At 36.1% G+C, this 22729-nt stretch carries 24 protein-coding genes; 10 read left to right on the forward strand and 14 right to left on the reverse strand.

The genetic code is table 11. The features are described from left to right. The first annotated feature begins 327 nt into the window (after positions 1-327). Positions 328-684 carry a YgzB family protein gene (locus MRBLBA3_RS06730; RefSeq protein WP_000511739.1) on the forward strand — a complete coding sequence of 119 codons (357 nt, stop codon included), beginning with the start codon at positions 328-330 and terminating at the stop codon, positions 682-684. Between the two features lie 90 nt (positions 685-774). Here MRBLBA3_RS06730 and perR read toward each other — a convergent pair whose 3' ends face one another. The 6 genes from perR to MRBLBA3_RS06760 form a co-directional block, all read right to left on the reverse strand. Beyond that, positions 775-1203 (reverse strand): peroxide-responsive transcriptional repressor PerR, encoded by a 429-nt coding sequence (perR, locus tag MRBLBA3_RS06735; RefSeq protein WP_000237831.1) that lies wholly within the window; start codon positions 1201-1203, stop codon positions 775-777. A gap of 298 nt (positions 1204-1501) precedes the next feature. Beyond that, positions 1502-1957 (reverse strand): thioredoxin-dependent thiol peroxidase, encoded by a 456-nt coding sequence (gene bcp / locus MRBLBA3_RS06740; RefSeq protein WP_000633720.1) that lies wholly within the window; start codon positions 1955-1957, stop codon positions 1502-1504. A gap of 44 nt (positions 1958-2001) precedes the next feature. After that, positions 2002-2406 carry a potassium channel family protein gene (locus MRBLBA3_RS06745; protein WP_000964348.1) on the reverse strand — a complete coding sequence of 135 codons (405 nt, stop codon included), beginning with the start codon at positions 2404-2406 and terminating at the stop codon, positions 2002-2004. A 72-nt stretch (positions 2407-2478) separates the two neighbouring features. Next, positions 2479-3264 (reverse strand): ABC transporter permease, encoded by a 786-nt coding sequence (locus MRBLBA3_RS06750; RefSeq protein WP_363380354.1) that lies wholly within the window; start codon positions 3262-3264, stop codon positions 2479-2481. Positions 3265-3268: 4 nt separating this feature from the next. Next, positions 3269-4060, reverse strand: coding sequence for an ABC transporter permease (locus MRBLBA3_RS06755; protein ID WP_000521526.1), 792 nt, complete (start codon positions 4058-4060; stop codon positions 3269-3271). Beyond that, positions 4053-5066 (reverse strand): ABC transporter ATP-binding protein, encoded by a 1014-nt coding sequence (locus tag MRBLBA3_RS06760; protein ID WP_000843652.1) that lies wholly within the window; start codon positions 5064-5066, stop codon positions 4053-4055. Before MRBLBA3_RS06760 ends, MRBLBA3_RS06755 begins: the two co-directional genes overlap by 8 nt. Before the next feature lie 127 nt (positions 5067-5193). Here MRBLBA3_RS06760 and hemL point away from each other — a divergent pair, with 127 nt between their 5' ends. The 3 genes from hemL (at position 5194) to MRBLBA3_RS06775 (ending at position 12478) form a co-directional block, all read left to right on the forward strand. Further along, positions 5194-6492, forward strand: coding sequence for a glutamate-1-semialdehyde-2,1-aminomutase (gene hemL, locus MRBLBA3_RS06765; RefSeq protein ID WP_001011870.1), 1299 nt, complete (start codon positions 5194-5196; stop codon positions 6490-6492). A gap of 201 nt (positions 6493-6693) precedes the next feature. Next, entirely contained in the window at positions 6694-11130 is a 4437-nt protein-coding gene (locus MRBLBA3_RS06770; RefSeq protein WP_363380359.1) for a glutamate synthase-related protein, read from the forward strand. Between the two features lie 259 nt (positions 11131-11389). Continuing rightward, positions 11390-12478 (forward strand): FUSC family protein, encoded by a 1089-nt coding sequence (locus MRBLBA3_RS06775; RefSeq protein ID WP_000765794.1) that lies wholly within the window; start codon positions 11390-11392, stop codon positions 12476-12478. Positions 12479-12491: 13 nt separating this feature from the next. On the opposite strand, the gene MRBLBA3_RS06780 is transcribed toward MRBLBA3_RS06775, so the two are convergent. The 4 genes from MRBLBA3_RS06780 to MRBLBA3_RS06795 form a co-directional block, all read right to left on the reverse strand. Then, positions 12492-14252, reverse strand: coding sequence for an ABC transporter ATP-binding protein (locus tag MRBLBA3_RS06780; RefSeq protein ID WP_363380362.1), 1761 nt, complete (start codon positions 14250-14252; stop codon positions 12492-12494). Between the two features lie 54 nt (positions 14253-14306). Beyond that, on the reverse strand, positions 14307-14837 hold the full coding sequence (gene ntdP / locus MRBLBA3_RS06785; protein WP_000506627.1) for a nucleoside tri-diphosphate phosphatase: 531 nt from the start codon (positions 14835-14837) through the stop codon (positions 14307-14309). A gap of 319 nt (positions 14838-15156) precedes the next feature. Then, the gene (locus MRBLBA3_RS06790; RefSeq protein ID WP_000997589.1) at positions 15157-15411 is read right to left on the reverse strand and encodes a YgaB family protein; all 255 of its coding nucleotides are present in this window, start codon (positions 15409-15411) and stop codon (positions 15157-15159) included. 188 nt (positions 15412-15599) lie between these two features. Further along, the gene (locus tag MRBLBA3_RS06795) at positions 15600-15881 is read right to left on the reverse strand and encodes a gamma-type small acid-soluble spore protein (RefSeq protein ID WP_000039043.1); all 282 of its coding nucleotides are present in this window, start codon (positions 15879-15881) and stop codon (positions 15600-15602) included. A gap of 125 nt (positions 15882-16006) precedes the next feature. On the opposite strand from MRBLBA3_RS06795, the gene MRBLBA3_RS06800 reads away from it, so the two are divergent. Continuing rightward, complete coding sequence (locus tag MRBLBA3_RS06800) at positions 16007-16183, forward strand: hypothetical protein (RefSeq protein ID WP_363380366.1); 177 nt, start codon at positions 16007-16009, stop codon at positions 16181-16183. A gap of 82 nt (positions 16184-16265) precedes the next feature. Here the strand turns inward: MRBLBA3_RS06800 and mutY are convergent, their stop codons facing one another. Continuing rightward, positions 16266-17363, reverse strand: coding sequence for an A/G-specific adenine glycosylase (mutY, locus tag MRBLBA3_RS06805; RefSeq protein WP_000171387.1), 1098 nt, complete (start codon positions 17361-17363; stop codon positions 16266-16268). 149 nt (positions 17364-17512) lie between these two features. Here mutY and MRBLBA3_RS06810 point away from each other — a divergent pair, with 149 nt between their 5' ends. Next, positions 17513-18493, forward strand: a complete 981-nt coding sequence (locus tag MRBLBA3_RS06810) for a metal-dependent hydrolase (RefSeq protein WP_000379144.1) — start codon at positions 17513-17515, stop codon at positions 18491-18493. A gap of 24 nt (positions 18494-18517) precedes the next feature. Here MRBLBA3_RS06810 and MRBLBA3_RS06815 read toward each other — a convergent pair whose 3' ends face one another. Beyond that, entirely contained in the window at positions 18518-18784 is a 267-nt protein-coding gene (locus MRBLBA3_RS06815; protein ID WP_000997857.1) for a YfhJ family protein, read from the reverse strand. Between the two features lie 122 nt (positions 18785-18906). Between MRBLBA3_RS06815 and MRBLBA3_RS06820 the strand changes: the two genes are divergently transcribed. Beyond that, positions 18907-19065 (forward strand): small, acid-soluble spore protein K, encoded by a 159-nt coding sequence (locus MRBLBA3_RS06820; protein WP_000517891.1) that lies wholly within the window; start codon positions 18907-18909, stop codon positions 19063-19065. Between the two features lie 46 nt (positions 19066-19111). Then, the gene (locus MRBLBA3_RS06825; RefSeq protein WP_000122093.1) at positions 19112-19264 is read left to right on the forward strand and encodes a YpzG family protein; all 153 of its coding nucleotides are present in this window, start codon (positions 19112-19114) and stop codon (positions 19262-19264) included. A gap of 64 nt (positions 19265-19328) precedes the next feature. On the opposite strand, the gene MRBLBA3_RS06830 is transcribed toward MRBLBA3_RS06825, so the two are convergent. Then, entirely contained in the window at positions 19329-19646 is a 318-nt protein-coding gene (locus MRBLBA3_RS06830; RefSeq protein WP_363380371.1) for a YfhH family protein, read from the reverse strand. A gap of 13 nt (positions 19647-19659) precedes the next feature. Next, positions 19660-20472 carry a recombination regulator RecX gene (gene recX / locus MRBLBA3_RS06835; RefSeq protein WP_044739918.1) on the reverse strand — a complete coding sequence of 271 codons (813 nt, stop codon included), beginning with the start codon at positions 20470-20472 and terminating at the stop codon, positions 19660-19662. 81 nt (positions 20473-20553) lie between these two features. Between recX and MRBLBA3_RS06840 the strand changes: the two genes are divergently transcribed. Next, complete coding sequence (locus tag MRBLBA3_RS06840; RefSeq protein WP_363380374.1) at positions 20554-21459, forward strand: TIGR01777 family oxidoreductase; 906 nt, start codon at positions 20554-20556, stop codon at positions 21457-21459. Positions 21460-21580: 121 nt separating this feature from the next. Further along, on the forward strand, positions 21581-22711 hold the full coding sequence (locus MRBLBA3_RS06845; protein ID WP_000698292.1) for an amidohydrolase: 1131 nt from the start codon (positions 21581-21583) through the stop codon (positions 22709-22711). Positions 22712-22729 lie beyond the last annotated feature (18 nt).

Consider the following 22729-nt stretch of genomic DNA (forward strand, 5'->3'; position numbering starts at 1 on the left):
CATTTGCGACTTCCTTATGTTAACATCTTCGTTTTTCGATGTCAACTAAGTTTTTCATTTTCTTTTTTGTCGTTTTCTGCGTTTCCGCATCAGCGACGTTTATTAATATATCATGCAGTATATATAGGGTCAATACTTTTCCAAAAAAAATTTCACATCCCGTTAAAAACTTTAAAAACACTTGAACGATAACATTCTATCTCCCCATTTATTCTTTTTACATGGCTATACGCCTTCCTATTTTACACCTTATCATTTCACTAGGTTTATACGAGAATGAAAATTCTGATTTTTGTGTTATATTATTATTATAGGAGTGTGGTGGGAATGGGCATTAAATATTCGAACAAAATCAATAAAATTCGGACCTTTGCATTAAGTTTAGTATTTATCGGTCTCTTCATTGCATACTTAGGAGTTTTTTTCCGTGACAACATTATTATTATGACAACATTTATGATGGTTGGCTTTTTAGCTGTTATCGCTAGTACTGTCGTTTACTTTTGGATTGGTATGTTATCCACTAAAACTGTACAAATTATTTGTCCAAGCTGCGATAAGCCAACAAAAATGCTCGGTCGTGTCGACGCATGTATGCATTGCAACCAACCTTTAACACTCGATCCGAGTTTAGAAGGAAAAGAATTTGATGAGAAGTACAATAAAAAAAGCTATAAAGGGTAACACGTGTTTTCACTTTGATCAGTATTTTTTCATCTCCATATAATAAAGAAAGAGGGTGACGTAATCGTCACCCTCTTTCTTTATTATATATTACGCCTTATGACACTCTGGACAAACGCCATAAATTTCTAAGCGATGACTATTAATAACGAAGCCTGTCGTTTTCGCAGCTTCCTCTTCAAGCTGTTCCAAACCTCCATAAGGAAAATCAACAATCTTACCACATTTTTCGCAAATCACATGATAATGTTGACTTGTAACATAATCAAATCTACTTGAAGCGTCTCCATAAGTTAATTCCTTTACAAGTCCAACCTCTTTAAATACACGTAAGTTATTATAGACAGTTGCAACACTCATATTTGGAAACTTACCTTCTAATGCTTTATAAATGTCATCCGCTGTTGGGTGCGTCATAGATTCCACAAGGTACTCTAAAATAGCATGACGCTGTGGAGTAATGCGTACACCCGTATTTTTCAGCATTTCTAGCGCTTCTTTTAATTCTTCTTTGACCACCGTCATGCACCCCGATTCTATACGGATTATTATTTTATAATTCTTATAAAGAGTGTACTCCTTTTCTTATAAATCGTCAATATTTCTACTATAAGTATGTGGTTTATTTTTGTATATAGCCTTATTCTTATATATCTTTCCCCATTTTCTATACATTTACATAGAAAAAAAGTGCGACATAATCGCACTTGGAATACTATCATCTGAGGAGGTATGCCCTACACTTCACTTTATGTAAGACGATAAAATATGTATAGACACTCGCCTTACTTCTATATATTTTATCTCCACAATGAATTTACTTTATATAAGAAAGAACATCCTCAATATGTCCTTTCACTTTCACTTTACGCCATTCTTTTACAAGCTCACCATCTTTATTAATAAGGAATGTAGAACGCTCGATTCCCATGTACTCTTTCCCAAAGTTCTTTTTCAATTTCCAAACATCGTACAATTCTGCTACCTTATGATCTTCATCTACTAAAAGTACAAATGGAAGCTCATGCTTCTCAATAAATTTCAGATGTCTGTTCGCTGAATCAGGGCTTACACCAAGAATAACTGTATCTTTCTCTTGAAATAATCCATATGCATCTCGAAAATCACATGCTTCAGTTGTACACCCTGGAGTCATATCTTTCGGATAAAAATATAGAACTACATTTTTACCACGAAAATCAGCTAAGCGAACTTGTTCCCCGTTACTTCCCTCTAATGTAAATTCTGGAGCCATTTCTCCTACTGTGATCATTGTTATCACTCCTACTCTTTTCTTTTACTATATCAAATGCTATCTTATTTTTCATTTTCTATTACAGATCTCATTACAAAAGCAAACGGTAATGTATATCCAATTAGTGCTTCTGCAATTGCAATCCATCTCCCTATTCCAATCGGAGCTATATCACCGTACCCAACGGACAATAAAGTAACTGCGCTAAAATACAAGCAAATTTCTACAAGTTGAAAAGATTGGGCATGCAAGCTTTCTCCATCTTCTTTCAAAACTGCAAAACCCATTTCCTCTAATACAACATAACTTAACCCAAACGCAATCAGTACCGTTGTATAAATTAAAAATAAGGAGGCTAAATTATACAGCGAAAAGAAACGCCTAGAATCTGAATATGAACTCCATAATAATTGGACACTTCTCAAAATAGCGATTGCTGCAATTAATAGAATAAATCCCCATAACATGTCCTCCACCTCGTTTTATATGTATGAGGACTATAGCTGATTTATCCCTTAGAAGCGAACAAGCTTCTATAATTAATTTCCTGCACCGCGATATCGTTTGACCCCTTGATTCCAAAGGGTAATTGCAATAGTAAAACAGATAATACCAACAAATGGTGTCGCAAAAGCATAGCTATTCCACTCTGTTTTCCTTAAAAAGTATGCTGCTGGATATACCCCCACAAACGCAAACGGTAAAACAAACGTTAAAACAAAGCGAATAACGCGGTTATAAATATCAACAGGATAGCGTCCATAATTCCCTATGTTATACATAAGCGGCATAATCGAACTTTTCGCATCCGACCAAAATCCAAGGCTTGCAAGCGTAACAAATATCCCGCCATACACAAGCGCCCCTCCCCCTACCATTAGTAGGAATAAGAAGAAATCATACCAGTAAAAAGATAACTGTAATTCTACTGCTGCATATCCCATTACAATAATTCCTGTAATCGCTCCAATTAAAGATTCGAGTTCCATTCTTTCTAATATAATTTGAAACAAACTATGGATCGGTCTCGTTAATATACGGTCCATTTCTCCTTTAATAATGTAACGATCATTAAAGTCCCATATATTAAAGAAAGCTGAAAAAATGGCAAACGGTACTAAAAAGAAACCGTAAATAAAGATTATTTCTTCTCGGCTCCACCCTTTTAGTGCTTGGGTATGTCCAAACACAACAAGAATGAAGATTAAATTAACAGCTTGTAGTGATAAATCTGAAAGTAATCCGACGATAAAATCGCCACGATACTCCAATTTTGTTTTTATATATTGACTTGCATATTGCAAAAATAATTTTATATACATCATCTCATCATCCCCCTTGTACGATTAGACGTTTTCTCGCCGTTTTCCACATCAGTACAATTGGAATAATAAGTATAATTGCCCAAATCATTTGAAATAATAAAGCTTCATATAACTTACTCCCTTGTATACCTTCAGAGAAAATCATACTCGGAATATAACTAATTGCTTGAAACGGTAAAAACACCATTGCTTTTTGGGCCCATAACGGATAAAAACTAATCGGTAATAATAGACCAGAAAATAAATCGATAACAACACGTTTCGCATACATAATTCCACTATTATTAAATAAGAAGAATGTAAGCATTCCTGTCATTAAATTTATTTGTGTATTAATGATAAAACTAAATATTAAAGATAAGAAGAAATATAACCACGTTTGAAAATTCGTTGTAATTTGTAATGAAAATAATAACGTAACCATAACCATACCTGGAATTGAAAAGAAAGCAAAACGAAATATCCCTTCTCCAAGCCCTTGCATAACTTTCATACCTAAATAGTTATACGGACGAATTAGCTCTACCGCCACACGCCCTTCTTGAATTTCCATCGCAATTTCTCTATCTATATTATTGAAATAAAAAGCACGTGCCATCCATGCGATTGCAATATACGTAGTCATTTGTGAAATAGATAAACTTTCAATATTTTCTTTCCCGCTATAAATTGCTTGCCATAAAAAATAATACGCACCAATGTTAATCGTATAAATTAAAATCCCGCTGTAATAATTTGTACGATAAGCAAGCATCATTAAAAAGCGAATTCGAATCATTTCAATATACTTACCCATGCATAATACCTTCTTCATAAATGTTACGAATAATTTCCTCTGTAGACACTTCGTTAATTTTCAAATCTTTAATTTGAAAGGCCTGTACTACTTTAGAAATCAACATAGAAATGATAACTTCTTCATTCGGTATTTTTGCCACCCAAGCGTTCTCTTCTTTTGCCTTTGACCAAGCAACATGACTATCTGGCATAACCATTGATAACTCCTGGTATGAAACTGGGGCAACAAACTGAAAATGTATTTCCTTCTCTACTCCCCACTGCGTACGAAGATTATCTAAAGATCCGTCATACATAATATTTCCTTCATCAAGCATGATGACGCGTTCACATAAAGCTTCAATATCAGTAATATCATGCGTCGTTAATAAAATTGTTGTTTTATAACGTTCATTCATCTCTTTTAAAAATTCTCGTATTTTCAATTTCACAAGAACATCAAGTCCAATTGTTGGCTCATCTAAAAATAATAATGGCGGATTATGAATTAACGCCGCTGCTAGTTCACAACGCATTCTTTGACCAAGAGATAATTTTCGTACCGGTTTATCTAATAAAGGACCGATATCTAACGTTTCAATAACATGTTCCATATGTTCCTTATACTGAGCGTCTGATACACCGTACACTTTCTTCAATAAACGAAATGATTCTTGTACAGCAATATCCCACCAAAGCTGTGAACGCTGACCAAACACAACACCAATTGTTCTTACAAATTCTTCTCTCTGTTTGTGCGGATTCATTCCATTCACTGTAATTTGTCCTGATGTCGGAGTCAAAATCCCTGTAAGCATTTTAATTGTCGTTGATTTACCAGCACCATTCTCACCAATATAACCGACCATTTCACCTTGCTTCACAGTAAAAGAAACATCATTTACTGCTGGTACTATTTTATAATTACGATTTAATAAATCGCGAAATGCACCCTTTAATCCCGGACGACTTGAATAGGCTGTAAACTCTTTACGTAACCCTTGTACCTCAATTACCGATTTCATAATCGGACCCCCTTCCTAAATGTCACAACGAATAGTTTACCCAACTGCTCCTTCTATCACAAACAATACGTCTTTTCAAAAAACATGTTAGAATAATACATAGATTTTTGTAAGGAGATGAATTGAAGTGAATTTCACAAAATCAGAAGCGTTACATAAGGAAGCTTTAGAACATATCGTTGGTGGTGTTAACAGTCCTTCCCGTTCTTTCAAAGCAGTTGGAGGCGGTTCTCCGGTTGCGATGGAACGCGGAAAAGGTGCTTATTTCTGGGATGTAGATGGAAATAAATATATCGATTATTTAGCAGCATACGGTCCTATTATTACTGGACATGCTCACCCGCATATAACAAAAGCAATTACAACAGCTGCTGAAAATGGTGTACTATACGGAACGCCAACAGCACTAGAAGTAAAATTTGCAAAAATGTTAAAAGAAGCAATGCCCGCATTAGATAAAGTCCGCTTCGTAAACTCTGGTACAGAATCCGTTATGACAACCATTCGTGTTGCCCGCGCTTACACTGGTCGCACAAAAATTATGAAATTCGCTGGTTGTTACCACGGTCATTCCGATTTAGTACTTGTAGCAGCTGGCTCTGGTCCTTCTACTCTGGGAACTCCTGATTCAGCTGGTGTGCCACAAAGTATTGCACAAGAAGTTATTACCGTTCCCTTTAATAATGTAGAAACGTTAAAAGAAGCTTTAGATAAATGGGGACATGAAGTAGCAGCTATCCTTGTAGAACCAATCGTTGGAAACTTCGGTATCGTAGAGCCTAAACCTGGATTCCTTGAGAAAGTAAATGAGCTTGTCCATGAAGCTGGCGCATTAGTAATTTATGATGAAGTTATTACTGCTTTCCGCTTTATGTACGGTGGTGCTCAAGACTTACTTGGTGTAACACCAGATTTAACAGCACTTGGTAAAGTTATCGGCGGTGGCCTTCCAATTGGCGCTTACGGGGGTAAGAAAGAAATTATGGAACAAGTTGCTCCGCTCGGCCCTGCATACCAAGCTGGTACAATGGCCGGGAACCCTGCTTCTATGGCATCCGGTATTGCATGCCTTGAAGTACTTCAACAAGAAGGCGTATACGAGAAATTAGATGCACTTGGCGCAATGCTTGAAAAAGGAATTTTAGAACAAGCTACAAAACATAACATCGATATTACAGTAAACCGTCTAAAAGGTGCATTAACTGTATACTTCACGACAAATACAATTGAAGATTACGATGCAGCCAAAAATACAGATGGGGAAATGTTCGGTAGATTCTTCAAGCTAATGCTTCAAGAAGGTATTAATTTAGCACCTTCTAAGTATGAAGCATGGTTCTTAACGACAGAACATACAAAAGAAGATATCGAGTATACAATTGAAGCTGTCGGCAGAGCATTTGCTGCTTTAGCAGACAATAAATAACCCCTATAATTAAAAGGAAAAAAGAAAGCAACCTTTCTTTTTTCCTTTTTTCTATTTCATAAATCCCTCATTAATAGTATGATTATTCATAATTATCTGTTTTATATTCTTTTATATCCTTACTATCCCTGTATACAAGGCTACTTACGCCTTAAATAGTAAGATTATTCAAAATTCATTTTCCAGAGGGGGGATTGACGGATGCTCAATAAAAAAAATAAATGGACACCGTCTTTATTTCGGAATTATAAAAATGCAGAACATGATGCGTGTGGAATCGTTTCCGTTATGGAAAAACGAAGAATTCCTACAAAAGAAAACATCGACCTTTGTATACAATCACTCGTCAAAATGAATCATAGAGCTGGTTTCATTAATGGCGAAGGAGATGGTATCGGAATTCATATCGACATGCCAAAAGCACTTTGGAATGAAAAACTGAAAAGTAGCGGATATAATCCAACGATTGTGGATCATCCCCACTTTATCGTTGGACATTTTTTTCTAAACAAAAAAGAAAACATTGCTGAGTTAAAAGATTACATTCGTACGCAACTAAACAATGAAAAATTTACAATTGTTCTCGAAAATGATGATGTAATAAACTCAGATGCACTCGGTCCTCTTGGTAAACAAGAAGAACCTTTATTTTGGCAAATTGCCCTTATCGCCGAAAGTAAAGTTAAAAATATTGAACAAACATTATTTTCTGTAACAATAAAAATCGAAGAAAATGAAGCAATTCATGTTGCCTCATTAAGTCATGAACATGTTGTATATAAAGTTCTAGGTGCTGGAGATACACTTGTTGCCTATTACAACGATTTACAACACCCACTTATCGCTTCAACTATGACACTAGGACATAATCGCTATTCTACTAATACATTATCTAATTTTTTTCGTGTACAACCATTTAGCATTCTCGGACATAATGGTGAAATTAATACAATTGCCAAATTACGTGATCAAGCCGAAATGATTCATGTACCACTTACTGCAGGGGGAAGTGACTCCCAAGATTTAAACCGCACCTTAGAAACCCTTCTCGTTCAGTATAACTACAGCTTGTTTGAAGCAATGGATATATTATTTCCACCAATTATTAATGAAATAAAACTTTACGAAACAAACTTACAAAACTTATACACTTATATACGTGAGGCTTGGGGGCATTTCGCTCAAGGTCCAGCTGGCATCATTTCACGTTATAAAGATGAAGCTGTTTTCAGTGTCGATTCTCTTGGATTGCGCCCAGTTTGGAAAGTAGAGACAGAGAGCTCCTATATTTTCTCTTCTGAACCTGGAGTTGTATCACCAACTAAGTATGTAGCAGAGCCGAAACCACTCGCTCCTGGAGAAAAAGTTGGACTAAAATGGAATGAACAAGATGAGCTTATTCTCTATGAATACGACAATTATCAAATTGAAGTATATAACCGTTTTAAGAAACGAATCGATGTTACCAACTATCATGTAAACTTATCTATCCCTGAAACGAAAGAAATTCAGGGGTTATGTGATTCCGTTCAAGTTGAAACGAAGCAATACGTTGCTTTCGGCTGGGATCGAGAACATATTCAGCTCCTTGAACAGATGGCAACAAAAGGTGTCGAACCAATTCGTTCACTTGGGCATGACTCACCACTTGCCGCACTTGATACAGATAGACGAAATATTGCCGATTTCATTAAGGAAAGTGTAGCCGTTGTAACAAATCCAGCCATCGATCGCGATCGAGAAGTCGAACACTTCTCCACACGTACCGTACTCGGAGAACGTCCAAGTTTATTAGATAACTCTAAACAACCATTTGTAATCGAGATGCTTTCACCAATTATTTTAGAAGGAAGTTTAGCTCAGCCTATCACGGCAGACTTACAGACGATTACGTACGAACAACTTATACAGCTATTCACCACTCATAGCTCTGTTTCTACAATTTCTGTTACATTTAGTCCATCAGAAACTTTACAAAGCGCGTTAAATCGAATTAGTTCCGAAGCGATAGTAGCCGTTAAAAATGGGGCTTCCCTACTATTATTAGATGACGCTAACTCTCATCAAAATGAACTATTATGGATTGATCCACATTTAGTTACCGCTAAAGTACATCAAGCATTAACTGAAAATAATTTACGTCGGAAATGCTCTCTCGTTATACGTTCCGGTGCCCTTCGCTCCTTACACGATATCGTCACGCTATACGGATTAGGGGCAGACGGTATTAATCCATATTTATTATTCGCAACTGTAAATGATGGAACTAAAGCACCAATTACTAATTTGTATACCGCACTTAATAAAGGACTAGAGAAAGTAATTTCAACGATTGGAATTCATGAATTACGCGGTTACGGTCGCCTCTTCTCCTCTATTGGATTACATGAGGAAATCGCAAACACATTACAAATTACAAATTTCTTCGGTTCAAATGATTTAGCATTTTCACTTGAATCACTTGCTGAAGATGCAAAAATTCGTGCGATTGATTATAACAATCCACAAGTTAGAATGAGAAAATCATTTCATATATTCCCGCGGATTTGGAAAGCAATTGGTGATGTTGCCAAAGGAAACTCTTATGATGATTACCGCGACAAGTTAAGTGAATTAGAAGAAAATAACTCTATCGCAATCAGGCACCTTATTCAAACAAAACAAACAAAACATGTAATTCCGACTGAAGAAGTGTCCATCGGCATTCACAATCATGATTTACCATTTATTATTAGTTCCATGTCATTCGGTTCTCAAAATGAAATAGCCTTCCGTGCATATGCAGAAGCTGCCAATCAGCTAAATATGATTAGTTTGAACGGTGAAGGCGGCGAAATTAAAGATATGATTGGCAAATACCCAAATACACGCGGACAACAAGTTGCATCTGGTCGATTTGGAGTAAACGCTGAACTACTTAATTCATCAAATTTAATTGAAATAAAAATTGGTCAAGGAGCAAAGCCTGGTGAAGGTGGACATTTGCCTGGCTCAAAAGTAACTGCCAAAATCGCTGAAGCACGTAATGCTACAATTGGTTCGGATTTAATTTCGCCTTCTAACAACCATGATATTTATTCAATTGAAGACTTAGCCCAAATGATTACAGAAATTAAAACGGCTAATCATCTTGCAAAAGTAGCTGTAAAAGTCCCTGTCGTTCCTAATATTGGAACAATTGCTGTCGGTATTGCAAAAGCTGGTGCTGATTTTATTAACATTAGCGGGTTTGATGGCGGAACAGGTGCTGCACGTATTCATGCATTGCAACATGTAGGTCTTCCTGTAGAAATCGGTGTTAAAGCTGCACATAACGCTCTATTAGAAGCACATATGAGACATAAAGTAGAGATTTGGGCAGACGGTGGTATCCGAAGCGTAAATGATGCCTTAAAAATCATGCTCCTTGGAGCAAACCGGATTGGATTTGGTACATTATCAATGATTGCCATTGGCTGTACAACTTGCCGTGGTTGTCATCTCGATACGTGCCACGTCGGAATTGCAACACAAATTGAATCTGAAGCTCAAGCAAAAGAACATGGACTGCGCCGTTTCGTTCCACGTGAATTAGAAAGCGCAGTTGCCGGGCTATTAAACCTATTCACTACTTTCGGTACAGAACTAAAACGTTTAACAGGGCAGCTCGGTTACACAAACTTACAAGATATTGTCGGGCGATCAGATTTATTAGAACAAACTCGAGGCCAGAACTTATTAGACTTACGAAACTTAATACAAACGATAGAAGATTCATCCGTGAAAATAACGGAATCTGTACAAGAAAAACAATTTGAATCAACTAATTCTCTCCAGTCAAAAGAATTAGTAAGCGTCGGCGTAGAGCAACGTGTAATGGGTGGTCTAGAATCCTGTTATCGTGTTCGTAGTAAATTATATGAAAACACTCATCTTGAACCACTTACATTAAAGTATACAAACGGTTCTGTTCCTGGAAACGGATTAGGCGCGTACAATAGCGAGAACTTATTTATACACGTAAATGGCGGTGCGCAAGACGGCATTGGGAAAACTTCATTTGGTGGTGGCATTTATATAACGAAAGCAAAAGGAAAAGATGGAACATATTATAACGGTTCTGTCGGAAAAGGATTTGGATACGGCGCTCAAAAAGGTGCATTATACGTGCAAGGTAACGCTGATGCTCGTGCTGGCATTCGCCTTTCTGGGGCAGACATGATAATTGGAGGTAGAATTACAAAACCACTCCGTGAAAAAGAACAAGGGAATATAGGCGCATATTCCAATATAAAAGGGTTTGCTTTTGAATATATGACAAATGGTCGTGCTCTTGTTTTAGGAGATCCTGGTCCATGGATTTGTGCCGGCATGACTGGTGGTGTTGTTTATTTACGTCATGAGCCAAACTTAGGTTTAACAGAGCAAGCCTTAAAACAAAGAATCGCTAAAGGTGCAAATGTAACATTGCAGCCAATTAGTAAAAATGGTTTGCAAGATGTAAATGAATTATTATTAGACTACATTCGTGTATTAAATGAGCATGAACAATATGAAGAAGTCGCTTTATTAACACCATTATTAGATAATATCCAGCTTCACTTCTATGAAATTATCCCGAAAAAAGAACAGGCGGACCCATCTATCTCAACAGAGTGATATGCCTAATTTTCATTTTCAAGAAAAAATTGACGAAGTACACTTCTCATAGTAATCTATAGTAACAATTTGAAACCTGCTGAAATTCAGCAGGTTTTTTTACTAAAAATTGATGTTTAAAAAGAATTAGGAAAAATTATAAAATGAATCTTAATTTCTTTTTAACGTCACTAAAATATCACTTGCTAACATATTGTAATGAATGTATAGTATCATGTTGTACATTCATTATGACAAGAGAAAGGATATCAATAAGGGTATGAAACTTGGTGCTCGCATTTTAAAAACGGGTATTGCCATTACATTAGCTTTATTTGCTTGTATTTTACTTCAATTACCGAGTCCAGTATTTGCGGGAATCTCAGCTATCTTTGCTGTTCAACCGTCTGTATACCGCTCGTATTTAACAGCTCTTGAGCAAATTCAAGCAAACGTAATTGGTGCGGTATTCGCTATCGTATTTGCTACTGCTTTTGGACATAATCCTTTTATTATTGGATTAACGTGTATATTAGTAATTGCTCTTACTTTACAATTACGCTTAGAAAACACAATATCAATCGCTTTAGTAACAGTTATCGCCATTATGGAGTATCAAGGCGAAGATTTCTTTAATTTTGCCTTACTTCGATTCGCGACGATTATGATTGGAATTATTGCGGCTTCGCTTGTAAATTTAGTATTTATGCCGCCAAAATATGAAACAAAACTTTACCATCGCATCGTTGATAATACAGAGGAAATTGTTAAATGGATTCGTATGAACAGTAGGCAAGCTTCTGATTTTACAACGCTAAAAACCGATATTGATCGCATGAAAGAAAAAATGATTAAACTAAATCATTACTATTTGCTGTATAAAGAAGAAAGAAGTTATACGAAGAAAATACAATTCGCAAAAATTCGTAAGCTCGTTTTATTCAGACAAATGTTAGCGACAACAAGCCGCGCTTTAAGCACGTTAAAGTCATTACATCGTACTGAAAATGAACTGCGCTATATGCCAGAAGAGTTTCAGGAATCTATTCAAAACGAACTTGATTCATTAACGCATTATCACGAACAAGTTTTATTAAAATTTATTGGTAAAGCAAAGAAACAACAATCCGTTGAGATGCTTGATGAAGTTGAAACAGGTAAACAAGAATTGATTGATATCTTTATGGATTATCAAAATAAGGACGATGAGGAAGCATATAAAATATGGTTACACCTCTTCCCTCTTATTTCTTCAATTATTAACTACAGTGAGGAAGTAGAGCATTTAGATTTACTTGTGGATAGCTTCTACACATACCATAAACCAGAGAGTGAACTCCAAATCGAAGATAAAAAAGAAGACGAATAAAAAACAGCTCCTTTTATGCTAAAGGAGCTGTTTCTGTTATATGCTGAAGTTGATATAGATTGTAATAAAATCCCCTGTTTTTCATTAACTCTTCATGAGAACCCGTTTCTTTTATTTCACCATCTTCAACATAAATAATTGTATCGACATGCGTGATCGTCGCTAATCGGTGTGCAATGATAATTGTTGTCCGATCTGCCGCTAACTTTTGCAGTGCCTCTTGAATATATCGTTCATTTTCTAAATCTAAAGCGGAAGTTGCTTCGTCTAATATAAGTAAAGACGGATTCTTTAGAAACACTCGTGCAATCGCTACACGTTGTCTTTGCCCGCCCGATAATTTCACACCACGTTCCCCCACGACAGTATCATAGCCGTCTGGCAACTCTGTAATAAAATTATGAATTTGCGCAGCTTTGGCAGCTGAAATCACTTCCGCCTCTGTAGCTTTCGGATTACCATATAAAATATTAGCCCCGATTGTATCGCTAAATAATAGATTATCTTGTAGCACAATTCCAATATGACTCCGCAAATTTCTCATATTGTACTTTCTTACATCTATCCCGTCTATATAAACCGCTCCTTCAGAAACATCATAAAAACGCGGAATTAAACTAGCAAGAGATGACTTTCCTCCTCCACTTGCCCCTACAAGCGCAACCTTCTCTCCCGGGCGCATAGTTAATGACAGATTATGCAATATTTCTTTTTCATCCGCATTATAACGAAAAGAAACATTATCAAATATAACTTCCCCATCTAACCTTTTCGTTTGCACCGCATTTGGCACATTAACAATATCGTATTTTTCATCCAACAATTCAAACACTCGATCCATCGAGGCGAAAGACTGTGTTAATGTTGTAGATGAATTAACAAGGCGACGAAGCGGACTATATAAACTATCCATATATCCAACAAAAGCAACCATAGTACCCAATGTTAACGATCCTTGAATTACCTCATACGCCGCAAAACCAATAACAAGTAATGGCCCTAAATCCGTTAACGTATTCACTGCCGAAAATGTTCTCGCCGTCCAACTCGTATGAGTTAGTGCTTTCGTTAAAAATTCATTATTCCTCTTTTCAAACTGTCCTCTTTCATATTCTTCTAATGCAAAACTACGTGTCACTTGCATCCCTTGAATACGTTCATGTAAATACCCTTGTATAGTTGCTAACGCTTGTGAGCGCTCTTTCGTCAGTTTTCGAAGGCGCCCGAAAAAATATTTCACTGCAACTACATAAATAGGTAAGATTAATAAAGCAACAAAGGTTAATTTTATATTCATAGAAAACATAACGATAATAGCAATAGCAATTGTTGCAGTATCTAACCAGACATTCATAAGACCGGTAATTACAAAGTCCTTCGTTTGTTCTACATCATGGATTACACGTGAAATAAGCTCCCCTGTTTTTGTGTTCGAATAATAACGTAAACTCAATTTTTGCAAGTGCCCAAAAATATATTTTCGTAAATCGTATAGTATTGTATTGGCAATGCGCTGCGCAAAATATTGACGATAATATTCTATCGGTGGTCTTAATATCGCAAAGATAAAAAAAGCAATCCCAATTGCGGTTATTAATTGCGACGTTTTTTCTTGAAGTGAGCCTGTGCCTTGAATAACATCATCAATAATATACTTTAATAACCATGGCATAATAAGCGGGATACCGAACTTAACAAGACCAATAATAATTGTAATAGCAATGAGCCATCGATATGGTTTAACAAATTGTAAATATCTTTTTATACCTTGCACATAATCCCCCCTCTAATAGGACAAACCTGCCGGGAAATCCCCTGCAGGTTTGTTTTAATTTCTGTACATTAAATATCTTTCGTACCACATATCTACGAAATCCGGTGCAAATGGACCTTTTCTTTGATGAATCCACTGTGTTAAATGTGCTACATTTCGTTTTAAAATTGTATCAATAACAGGTGGATACTGCATGATTTGACTATGCTTTTCATACTCATCTTCATCTAAAAGTGTATATGTCATATCTGGATACACTTTAATGTCTAAGTCGTAATCAATATACTTTAATGCTTCAGAGTCATATGCAAAAGGAGAACTTAAATTACAATAATAATATACTCCTTCTTCTCTCAGCATTCCAATCACATTAAACCAATAATTAGCATGGAAGTAACAAATCGCAGGTTCGCGAGTAATCCATGTTCGACCATCTGATTCCGTAACTACTGTACGATCATTTGCTCCGATCACAAGGCTCTGCGTCCCTTTTAAAATTGTTGTCTCTTCCCACATTCTATGAATGGAGCCATTATGTTTATAACTATGTATTTGTACCTTTTCTCCTTCTTTGGGAAATCCCATATATGCTCCCTTCTTTCAACCGCAAATGCTTTTCTTAAGTTATCTTAACTACCCCTTGAACTGCATTCACTTTTTTTCTATTATAACTTTTTTGTCAAATTTTTAAAACTAAAGCGATAGGACACTTGTTTTCATGAGGAATATAATGAAGTTTGTATTATTGAATACCACATCACTAACCCTTTTAACGAAGGAACATTTTCTATGAATTAGCAATACGTATTTTAGAAGATCAAACGAAGATATAACAAAAAGAAAAGCCCCCTCACCTCTGTTTAAGAAAGGACTTTTCACCTAAAATCAACAACATATCTCACCCTTAATTTGAAATTATTTTTTCGGTTTCAAAAGATTGAATCACATTATTCGTTTGCTGTTCAAATTTTTCATGTAAAAGTTTTAATGCTATTTCTGTTCTATATATTTCTTGACGGATAAAATGCAATTCTTTTTTATCGCACGTATCCCTTTCACTCATTTCAATTTGCTGATACTTCTCTAAATGAGATTGTAACTTTAAAAGCTCATCCATCGTTTCCAACTGCTCTCCTACCAACTTATCAAAATCGTTCATCACTTACCCCCTTTTAAATTCATTCGCCAGTTATAATTCCTATTACATATTTCTAATCGCGCACTTCTTTCTCCTTTGACTACATTTGTTGACTTATTAGAAGTTATGTCGTTCCCTTTATTTTCATTACAATGACTCCTGCACACATAGAAAACACTTCTCTCGAACGGAGAAGTGTTTTTCTTTCATTACTGATTTGAGCTAGAAGATTGTGATTGTTTTGCAGCTGATTGTGCATTTTGTTTTTTCACTGCATGCACATCTGTTTCAGTTGCAAACTCTGTACCATAACTAGCATTTGCACTTTGAGCAGCAGAAGCTTGTGCTTTCTGTGCCTCTGATTGTGCGTTCGCTTGTTTTACTGCTTGTACATTCGTTTCAGTTGCAAACTCTGTACCATAGCTAGCATTTGTACTTTGAATGCTAGCACCAGAAGTTGCCTTATTATAACCTTGTTGTTTTTTACTCATCTTTCTCACCTCCACAATCAATAATGTAACCAATTCACTTAGAAGTTATCCTTAATTTTCTTTAAAAAAATTCACGAATATATCTCTTATCACTCATTCAAACTACATATGATGGAGGTGGGAATATGTATACTGGACGTGATATGACTGAGCTAACTATGATTTCCAAAAATGAATGGGACAAGGATGAATTAGCTCATTTTCATCATTCATTTCAGCAAATTATGCCTTATCTAAATGTAGAGGGACAAACGATTTATAAAGAAATTGTGAAAGAAATCGAATCACGTGGCGGATTATAAAAGCATCGATTTTTAGCATCGAAATACAAATTTCTCCCAATAAAAAAACGTGTTCCAAAGTTCTAGAACACGTTTTTTTCATTTATTGCATTGTAATTTTCTCCACACAATTTTCGTAAATTGTACGATGTGATTTCGAGAAAGGTAACTGTTCGAATGCTTCTTTTGATACAAATTTCAATGTATCTGTTTCAACAATATCACCGGTTACTTTTCCGTAAAATACGAATATATCCCAAGTGCGATGTGTAAACGTATGTTGCACATTCATTGCGTATTCTTCAATAGAAATCGAAAGCTCAAATTTTTCTTTCATATAATCTGTAAGCTGTTCCTTCTGATTCCGAATCCCTTCGCCAAGTTCGGCATTCGGAAACTCCCACATGTTAGCTAATAATCCGGTACTTGGACGTTTATTAATGACGTAACGACCATCTTCCGTTTGAAGTACCCCTGCAACAATCGGTACCATCGTAGGAGCCTTCGCTTTACTTTTTACTGGTAACTCCTTTTGAACGCCTTCAGCATATCCTCGGCAATGTTCACGTACAGGGCAAAGTAAGCAAGATGGATTTTTCGGTATACAAATTAATGCTCCTAATTCCATCAAACCTTGATTAAAATAAGATGGATTTTTAGCCGAAATAATTTCACGCACAATCTCTTCAAACACTTTTCTAGTTTTGGGTTTTGCAATATCATCCCACACTGATAAAATACGAGATAATACGCGCATAACGTTCCCATCAACCGCCGGCTCTGGTATACCGTATGCAATGCTTAAAATGGCACCTTTTGTATATGGTCCCACTCCTTTTAGTTTTTCGATTTTCTTTACATCACTCGGTACTATCCCGCCATATACTTCTTTTACCTCTTTTACAGCCGTGTGTAAATTTCGCGCTCTAGAATAATATCCTAAGCCTTCCCATGCTTTTAATACTTCTTCATCATCGGCATTTGCTAACGCTTCAAGTGTAGGAAACTTCCCCATAAAATTTGCGTAATATGGTTTTACAGCTTCCACCCTTGTTTGCTGTAACATAATTTCCGAAACCCAAACACGGTATGGATCTTTATTTTTTCGCCACGGTAAATCACGTTGTTCTTTTTCAAACCAACCAATTAAATCATTTTGAAACTGCTCTATGTTAAACTTATTTAATATTTCAAGTGTCAAACTTGATCCCCCTCATTTTTTTGCATATACGTACTATTATAAAGATTTTAGGAAAAAATTTAAGTAAGATGACATAGGAAATAGAAGGCAAAGGACTTGAGGTATCGAATAAAAAGAGTTACATTAATAAAAAACGGAGGTGGATTTCTATGGACACAGCCACTCACCTTGTTATGGGCGTTACTCTAGGCAGTTTGGCAACATTAGATCCAACCATAGCACAAAGTGATATTGGGCCTCAAGCAGTGATGCTTGCAACAATTGCTGGTTCCAATATTCCTGATATCGATACAGTTTTAAAATTGCGTAATAACGCTAAATATATAAGAAATCATCGCGGGATTACTCATTCCATTCCTGCAGTAATTCTTTGGTCATTCCTTATAAGTGGCATCTCGTTCGCCTTCTTTTCAGACGCTCCATATTTGCATCTACTACTTTGGTCATTTATTGCCGTCTTTCTTCATGTCTTTGTGGATATTTTCAATGCCTATGGTACACAAGCATTAAGGCCCTTCACAAAAAAATGGGTAGCACTTGGCATAATTAATACTTTCGATACTGTCATTTTCTTTATCCATATACTTGCGATTGCTTGTATGCTTGTCGGATCACATAAAGGATATACTGCTTTAGCAGCGTATATATTAATGTTTGTTTACTACATCGGCCGCGTTATGATGCATCGAAATATTAAAAGTGTAGTATACAAACGTTTCAAAAATGTAGAGAAAGTAATTATTTCTCCTTCTTACAAATTTTATCATTATCATTTAGCCGTCGTTACAACGGAACATTACTACGTCGCAAGATGGCACCGCGGTAACATCCTTGTATACGATAAATTTGATCGCGTACCGTTCCCGAATACTGCCATTATGCAGGCTGCTGTGCGAGATGAAAATATATCTGCTTTCTTATCTTTTTCACCTGTATATCGCTGGGATATTTTCGATTACGATAACTATTATGAAGTTCGGTTCATTGATTTGCGGTATCGAAGCAAAGATTATTATCCATTCGTCGCAATCGTTCAGCTCGATCAAAATTTAAATATTATTAGTTCATATACAGGATGGATTTTCAGCGAAGAAAAACTTCGAAAGAAATTAGAATTGCTTCCACATTAAAAAAAGCGACTTAAGTCGCTTTTTTTAATGTTTCAAATGATCTTCTTGATTGATTAAATGGCTATACTTCGGATTATTTGTACGCATTTCATGAAGGCGCCCTCCATGATTATTAATCCATGTTCGTACTACTTGCTCAGTCATTTCATCACCTTGATAACGACCTGATTTCGCATAAGTTGTTTGAAAGTCTTCCCACAGTAGTTCAACCCACGCACGAGCTTGTGCGTAAGAAAGTTTGTCATTTTTGTCTAATAGTTCTTTCGTTAATGTTTCGTGAATATCATTCATGTTCTAATCTCCTTTTACCTATTTATCCCTTCATTTCTAAAGGATAGTTTCTTCTATTTTGCACATTCTATAAGTGATACTTCTTAAAGAGGTATCAACTGATGATGAGGAGGGCGTTCGCAATGGGTAAACAAGCCGAATTTTGGTCTGAGTCAAAAAACAACAGCAAAATCGATGGTCAGCCGAAAGCGAAATCACGCTTCGCTTCGAAACGACCTAACGGCACAATTAACACGCACCCACAAGAACGTATGCGTGCTGCAAATCAGCAGGAAGAGTAGTACAGGTACAACCTAAAAAATTAACTTCCTACACGAGGTGATAAAGATGAGCTACCGTGATCGTTTAGATAGTCGTTCTGAATTATTTAACCATACGTGGACTCGTCCGAAACATGCGAAAGCGCAAGTTAACGGACAGACGCAACAAACCCAGTCTCTCATTATACTGGCGAATGAATGTAAAAAACGCCAATTTTAGAATCTCCTATCTCCTTTAACGCCTACCAAAGATGAAAACCAGAGAGATATTCGCTCTCTGGTTTTTATTTTTCCTGTAGCAAGGAAATTGGTATCCCAATCTCTTCATTATCATTTTGCTTATAACCCCAAGCAAATACCCCATTGAAGTACGTGATTTTAAATATTACACCAGGTTCTTCTACTAATTCATATGTCTCACCAATATGGAATTTGTTTATATCAGTCATGTAAGCACGGGCCATGGCCATCTTTCTCATTAACACATCGAACTCATTTACAATTCCAAGTTGCTCAGCCTTTACTGCTTGCTCCTTCAAAGCCCCAATTTCTTCCCTAAGCTCATGCGGTGTCATTTCACTGTAGCGTTTTGGCATATTCATCTTATTATTCCCCTCATCCCTCTTCACGTTTCATTTGTAAAAATATCTCTATCTCATCAATAGAGAATCCTTTTCGATATAACGCTTGTTTCATCTTATTTTCAAATGTCCATCCATCATACTTCTTATATTTCTCATAATATTTATTCCCATGATAGTGTAACGCTTCTTGTTGCTGTTCGTCATCTTTTTCGTCTTTCAATTCTTCAAGACAAATTTGAATCACATCTCTAGGATACCCTTTACGAACAAGCATTTCGTCTAACTTTAGCTTCATTTGTAAAAATGAATGCTTTTGATAAGATTTTTTCTTCTTTTCTATAAGAACCAAAGCATTTTCAATTTGCTTCTCCTTTGGATACTCTTGTAAACTATGTGTAATGATTAGATCCTGAACACCTTTATTTAATAACTCTCTTTTTATAACAGTTGGACCCTTTCGATTCACATTACTTTGCGTTCGCGTATATAAAATGGCGTACTCTTTATCATTAATATATCGATCATGTAATAATTTCGAAACGACTTCAGAGATGACGGCCTGTCCCACTTCTTTTTTTCGTAAAAAATCTTCTATTTCTTGTTTCGTTCTCATTTGATAGGATAAATAGGAGATTGCTTGTAAATATGCTTTTTGTACCTCTTCGTTGTACAAAATATTGCCTAACGCTACTTCATCAATTTCTAACCCTTTTTGTAATCCATGTTTCATTAAGATTACTTGATCCACACTAAATCCGTATTCTTCACCTTGACCTTTATCAATATAAATATTAAATCGTTCTTTCGATCGTTTTTGTACTTCTATTTTTGTAATGACAGCCATACTCTCACCTCTCTATTATTTTAACATAGTCGAGGAACATTTTTGTTTTTCAAGAATATATATAATGAGGAGGAAATGATTGTGAAAATCGCAATTTCTGGTGGCACCGGTTTTATCGGTAAATACCTTTCTACTTTTTTTATTCAAAAAGGATATACTGTTTACATTCTGACTCGAAAAAAAACTGCTGAAACTTCACACACTAACCTTCAATACGTACAATGGACACCGGATTTACAGACCTTCCCCCTCTCTTCTATCGATGTAGTTATTAATCTAGCTGGAGAGTCTATTAATAGTAGATGGACAAAGAAACAAAAAGCAGCAATTTTGAACAGTAGAATTCAAACAACAAAAGGACTCATTAAACAATTGCAAGCACTTGGTACAAAACCACACACATTTATTAACGCAAGCGCTATTGGATACTATGGAACATCTGAAACAGAGTCTTTTACCGAGCAGCAAGAAATTCTAGGAAATGACTTTTTAGCAGAAACAGTATTTTTATGGGAGCAAGAAGCATCTAAAGCACGTTCTCTTGGAATAAGAACAATCTACTCAAGATTCGGAGTCGTATTAGGTGCAGACGGAGGAGCCCTTCCAAAAATGCTACTTCCCTATCGATTCTATATCGGAGGTACAATTGGATCTGGAAACCAATGGTTATCATGGATTCATATAGACGATGTCGTTCGCATGATTGATTTCATCATACACAAAGAAGAAATTGATGGTCCTCTTAATATTACAGCCCCACTCCCTATAAAAATGAAGGAATTTGGAGAAATCACTGCAACTATAATGGGAAAGCCTCATTGGTTACCTGTCCCTTCATTTATGCTTCACGCTTTATTGGGTGAGATGAGTATACTTGTACTAGAAGGGCAACATGTATTACCTATTAAAGCAATTGAGCATGGGTACCAATACACATTTCCGACAGTAAACCATGCATTACAAAATATACTTTCGCATACAATGTAGTACTTCTAAAACACAGTTTTACAAGGGGGTCTAGGATCCAGAGCATTACTACACAAATAACCTTTCAGTTACTTTTTCTTAAATTCCATTAACATTGTAAAGTAACAGAAATGAGGTACCTATGAAAATATTGCTCAAACAAGCCATTGTGTACCCTATTACATCTCCAAAGTTCCAAGGTGATGTACTCGTTATAGGCGAACGAATTGCTGAGGTCAAACCTTCTATTCAGCCTACTCAAGATATGACCGTTATAGATGCGCGAGCTCTTCATCTCTTACCTGGATTTATTGATGTCCATACTCACCTTGGTCTCTATGATGAAGGCACTGGTTGGGCTGGAAATGATGCAAATGAAACCTCTGAAGTTTCAACACCACATATCCGTTCTTTAGACGGAATCCATCCTTTTGATATTGCATTTCAAGATGCTGTACAAAATGGTATTACAACTGTTCATGTTATGCCTGGGAGTCAAAATATTATCGGGGGTACTACTTGTGTAATAAAAACTGCTGGAACTTGTATTGATCATATGATTATTCAAGAACCTGCTGGTTTAAAAATTGCCTTTGGAGAAAACCCTAAAAAAGTTCATAGTAACGGAACAAAAGAATCAATTACACGTATGGGTATTATGGGTTTACTTCGAGAATCATTCTACGAAGCACAACACTATGGACATGAAGCTGATTTTCGAATGCTTCCTATTTTAAAAGCACTTCGCCGGGAAATACCAGTACGTATCCACGCTCACCGCGCAGATGATATTACTTCTGCTCTACGCTTTGCAACAGAATTCAATCTTGATTTACGTCTTGAACATTGTACAGAAGGACACTTTATTGTTGAAGAGCTTTCGAAACACAATTTGAAGGTTTCAGTTGGCCCCACTCTTACACGCCGTTCTAAAATCGAACTAAAAAACAAAACATGGGATACTTACCATATATTATCAAAAAATGGAGTGGAAGTTTCTATAACAACAGATCATCCCTATACACCCATTCAATATTTAAATGTTTGTGCTGCTGTCGCAGTAAGGGAAGGATTAGACGAGAAAACTGCATTGGAAGGAATCACTATATTTCCAGCGCGAAATTTACGTTTAGAGGATAGAATTGGAAGCATTGAGGTTGGAAAAGACGCCGATCTCGTGTTATGGACACATCATCCTTTCCATTATTTAGCCAAGCCTGTACTAACTATGATTGATGGGAAAATAATTTACAAAAAAAATAAAAAAAACTAGTTTATTTTTTTGACTAGA

It is taken from the genome of Bacillus sp. LBA3-1-1.1, from assembly GCF_040676495.1.
Lineage (GTDB): Bacteria > Bacillota > Bacilli > Bacillales > Bacillaceae_G > Bacillus_A > Bacillus_A nitratireducens.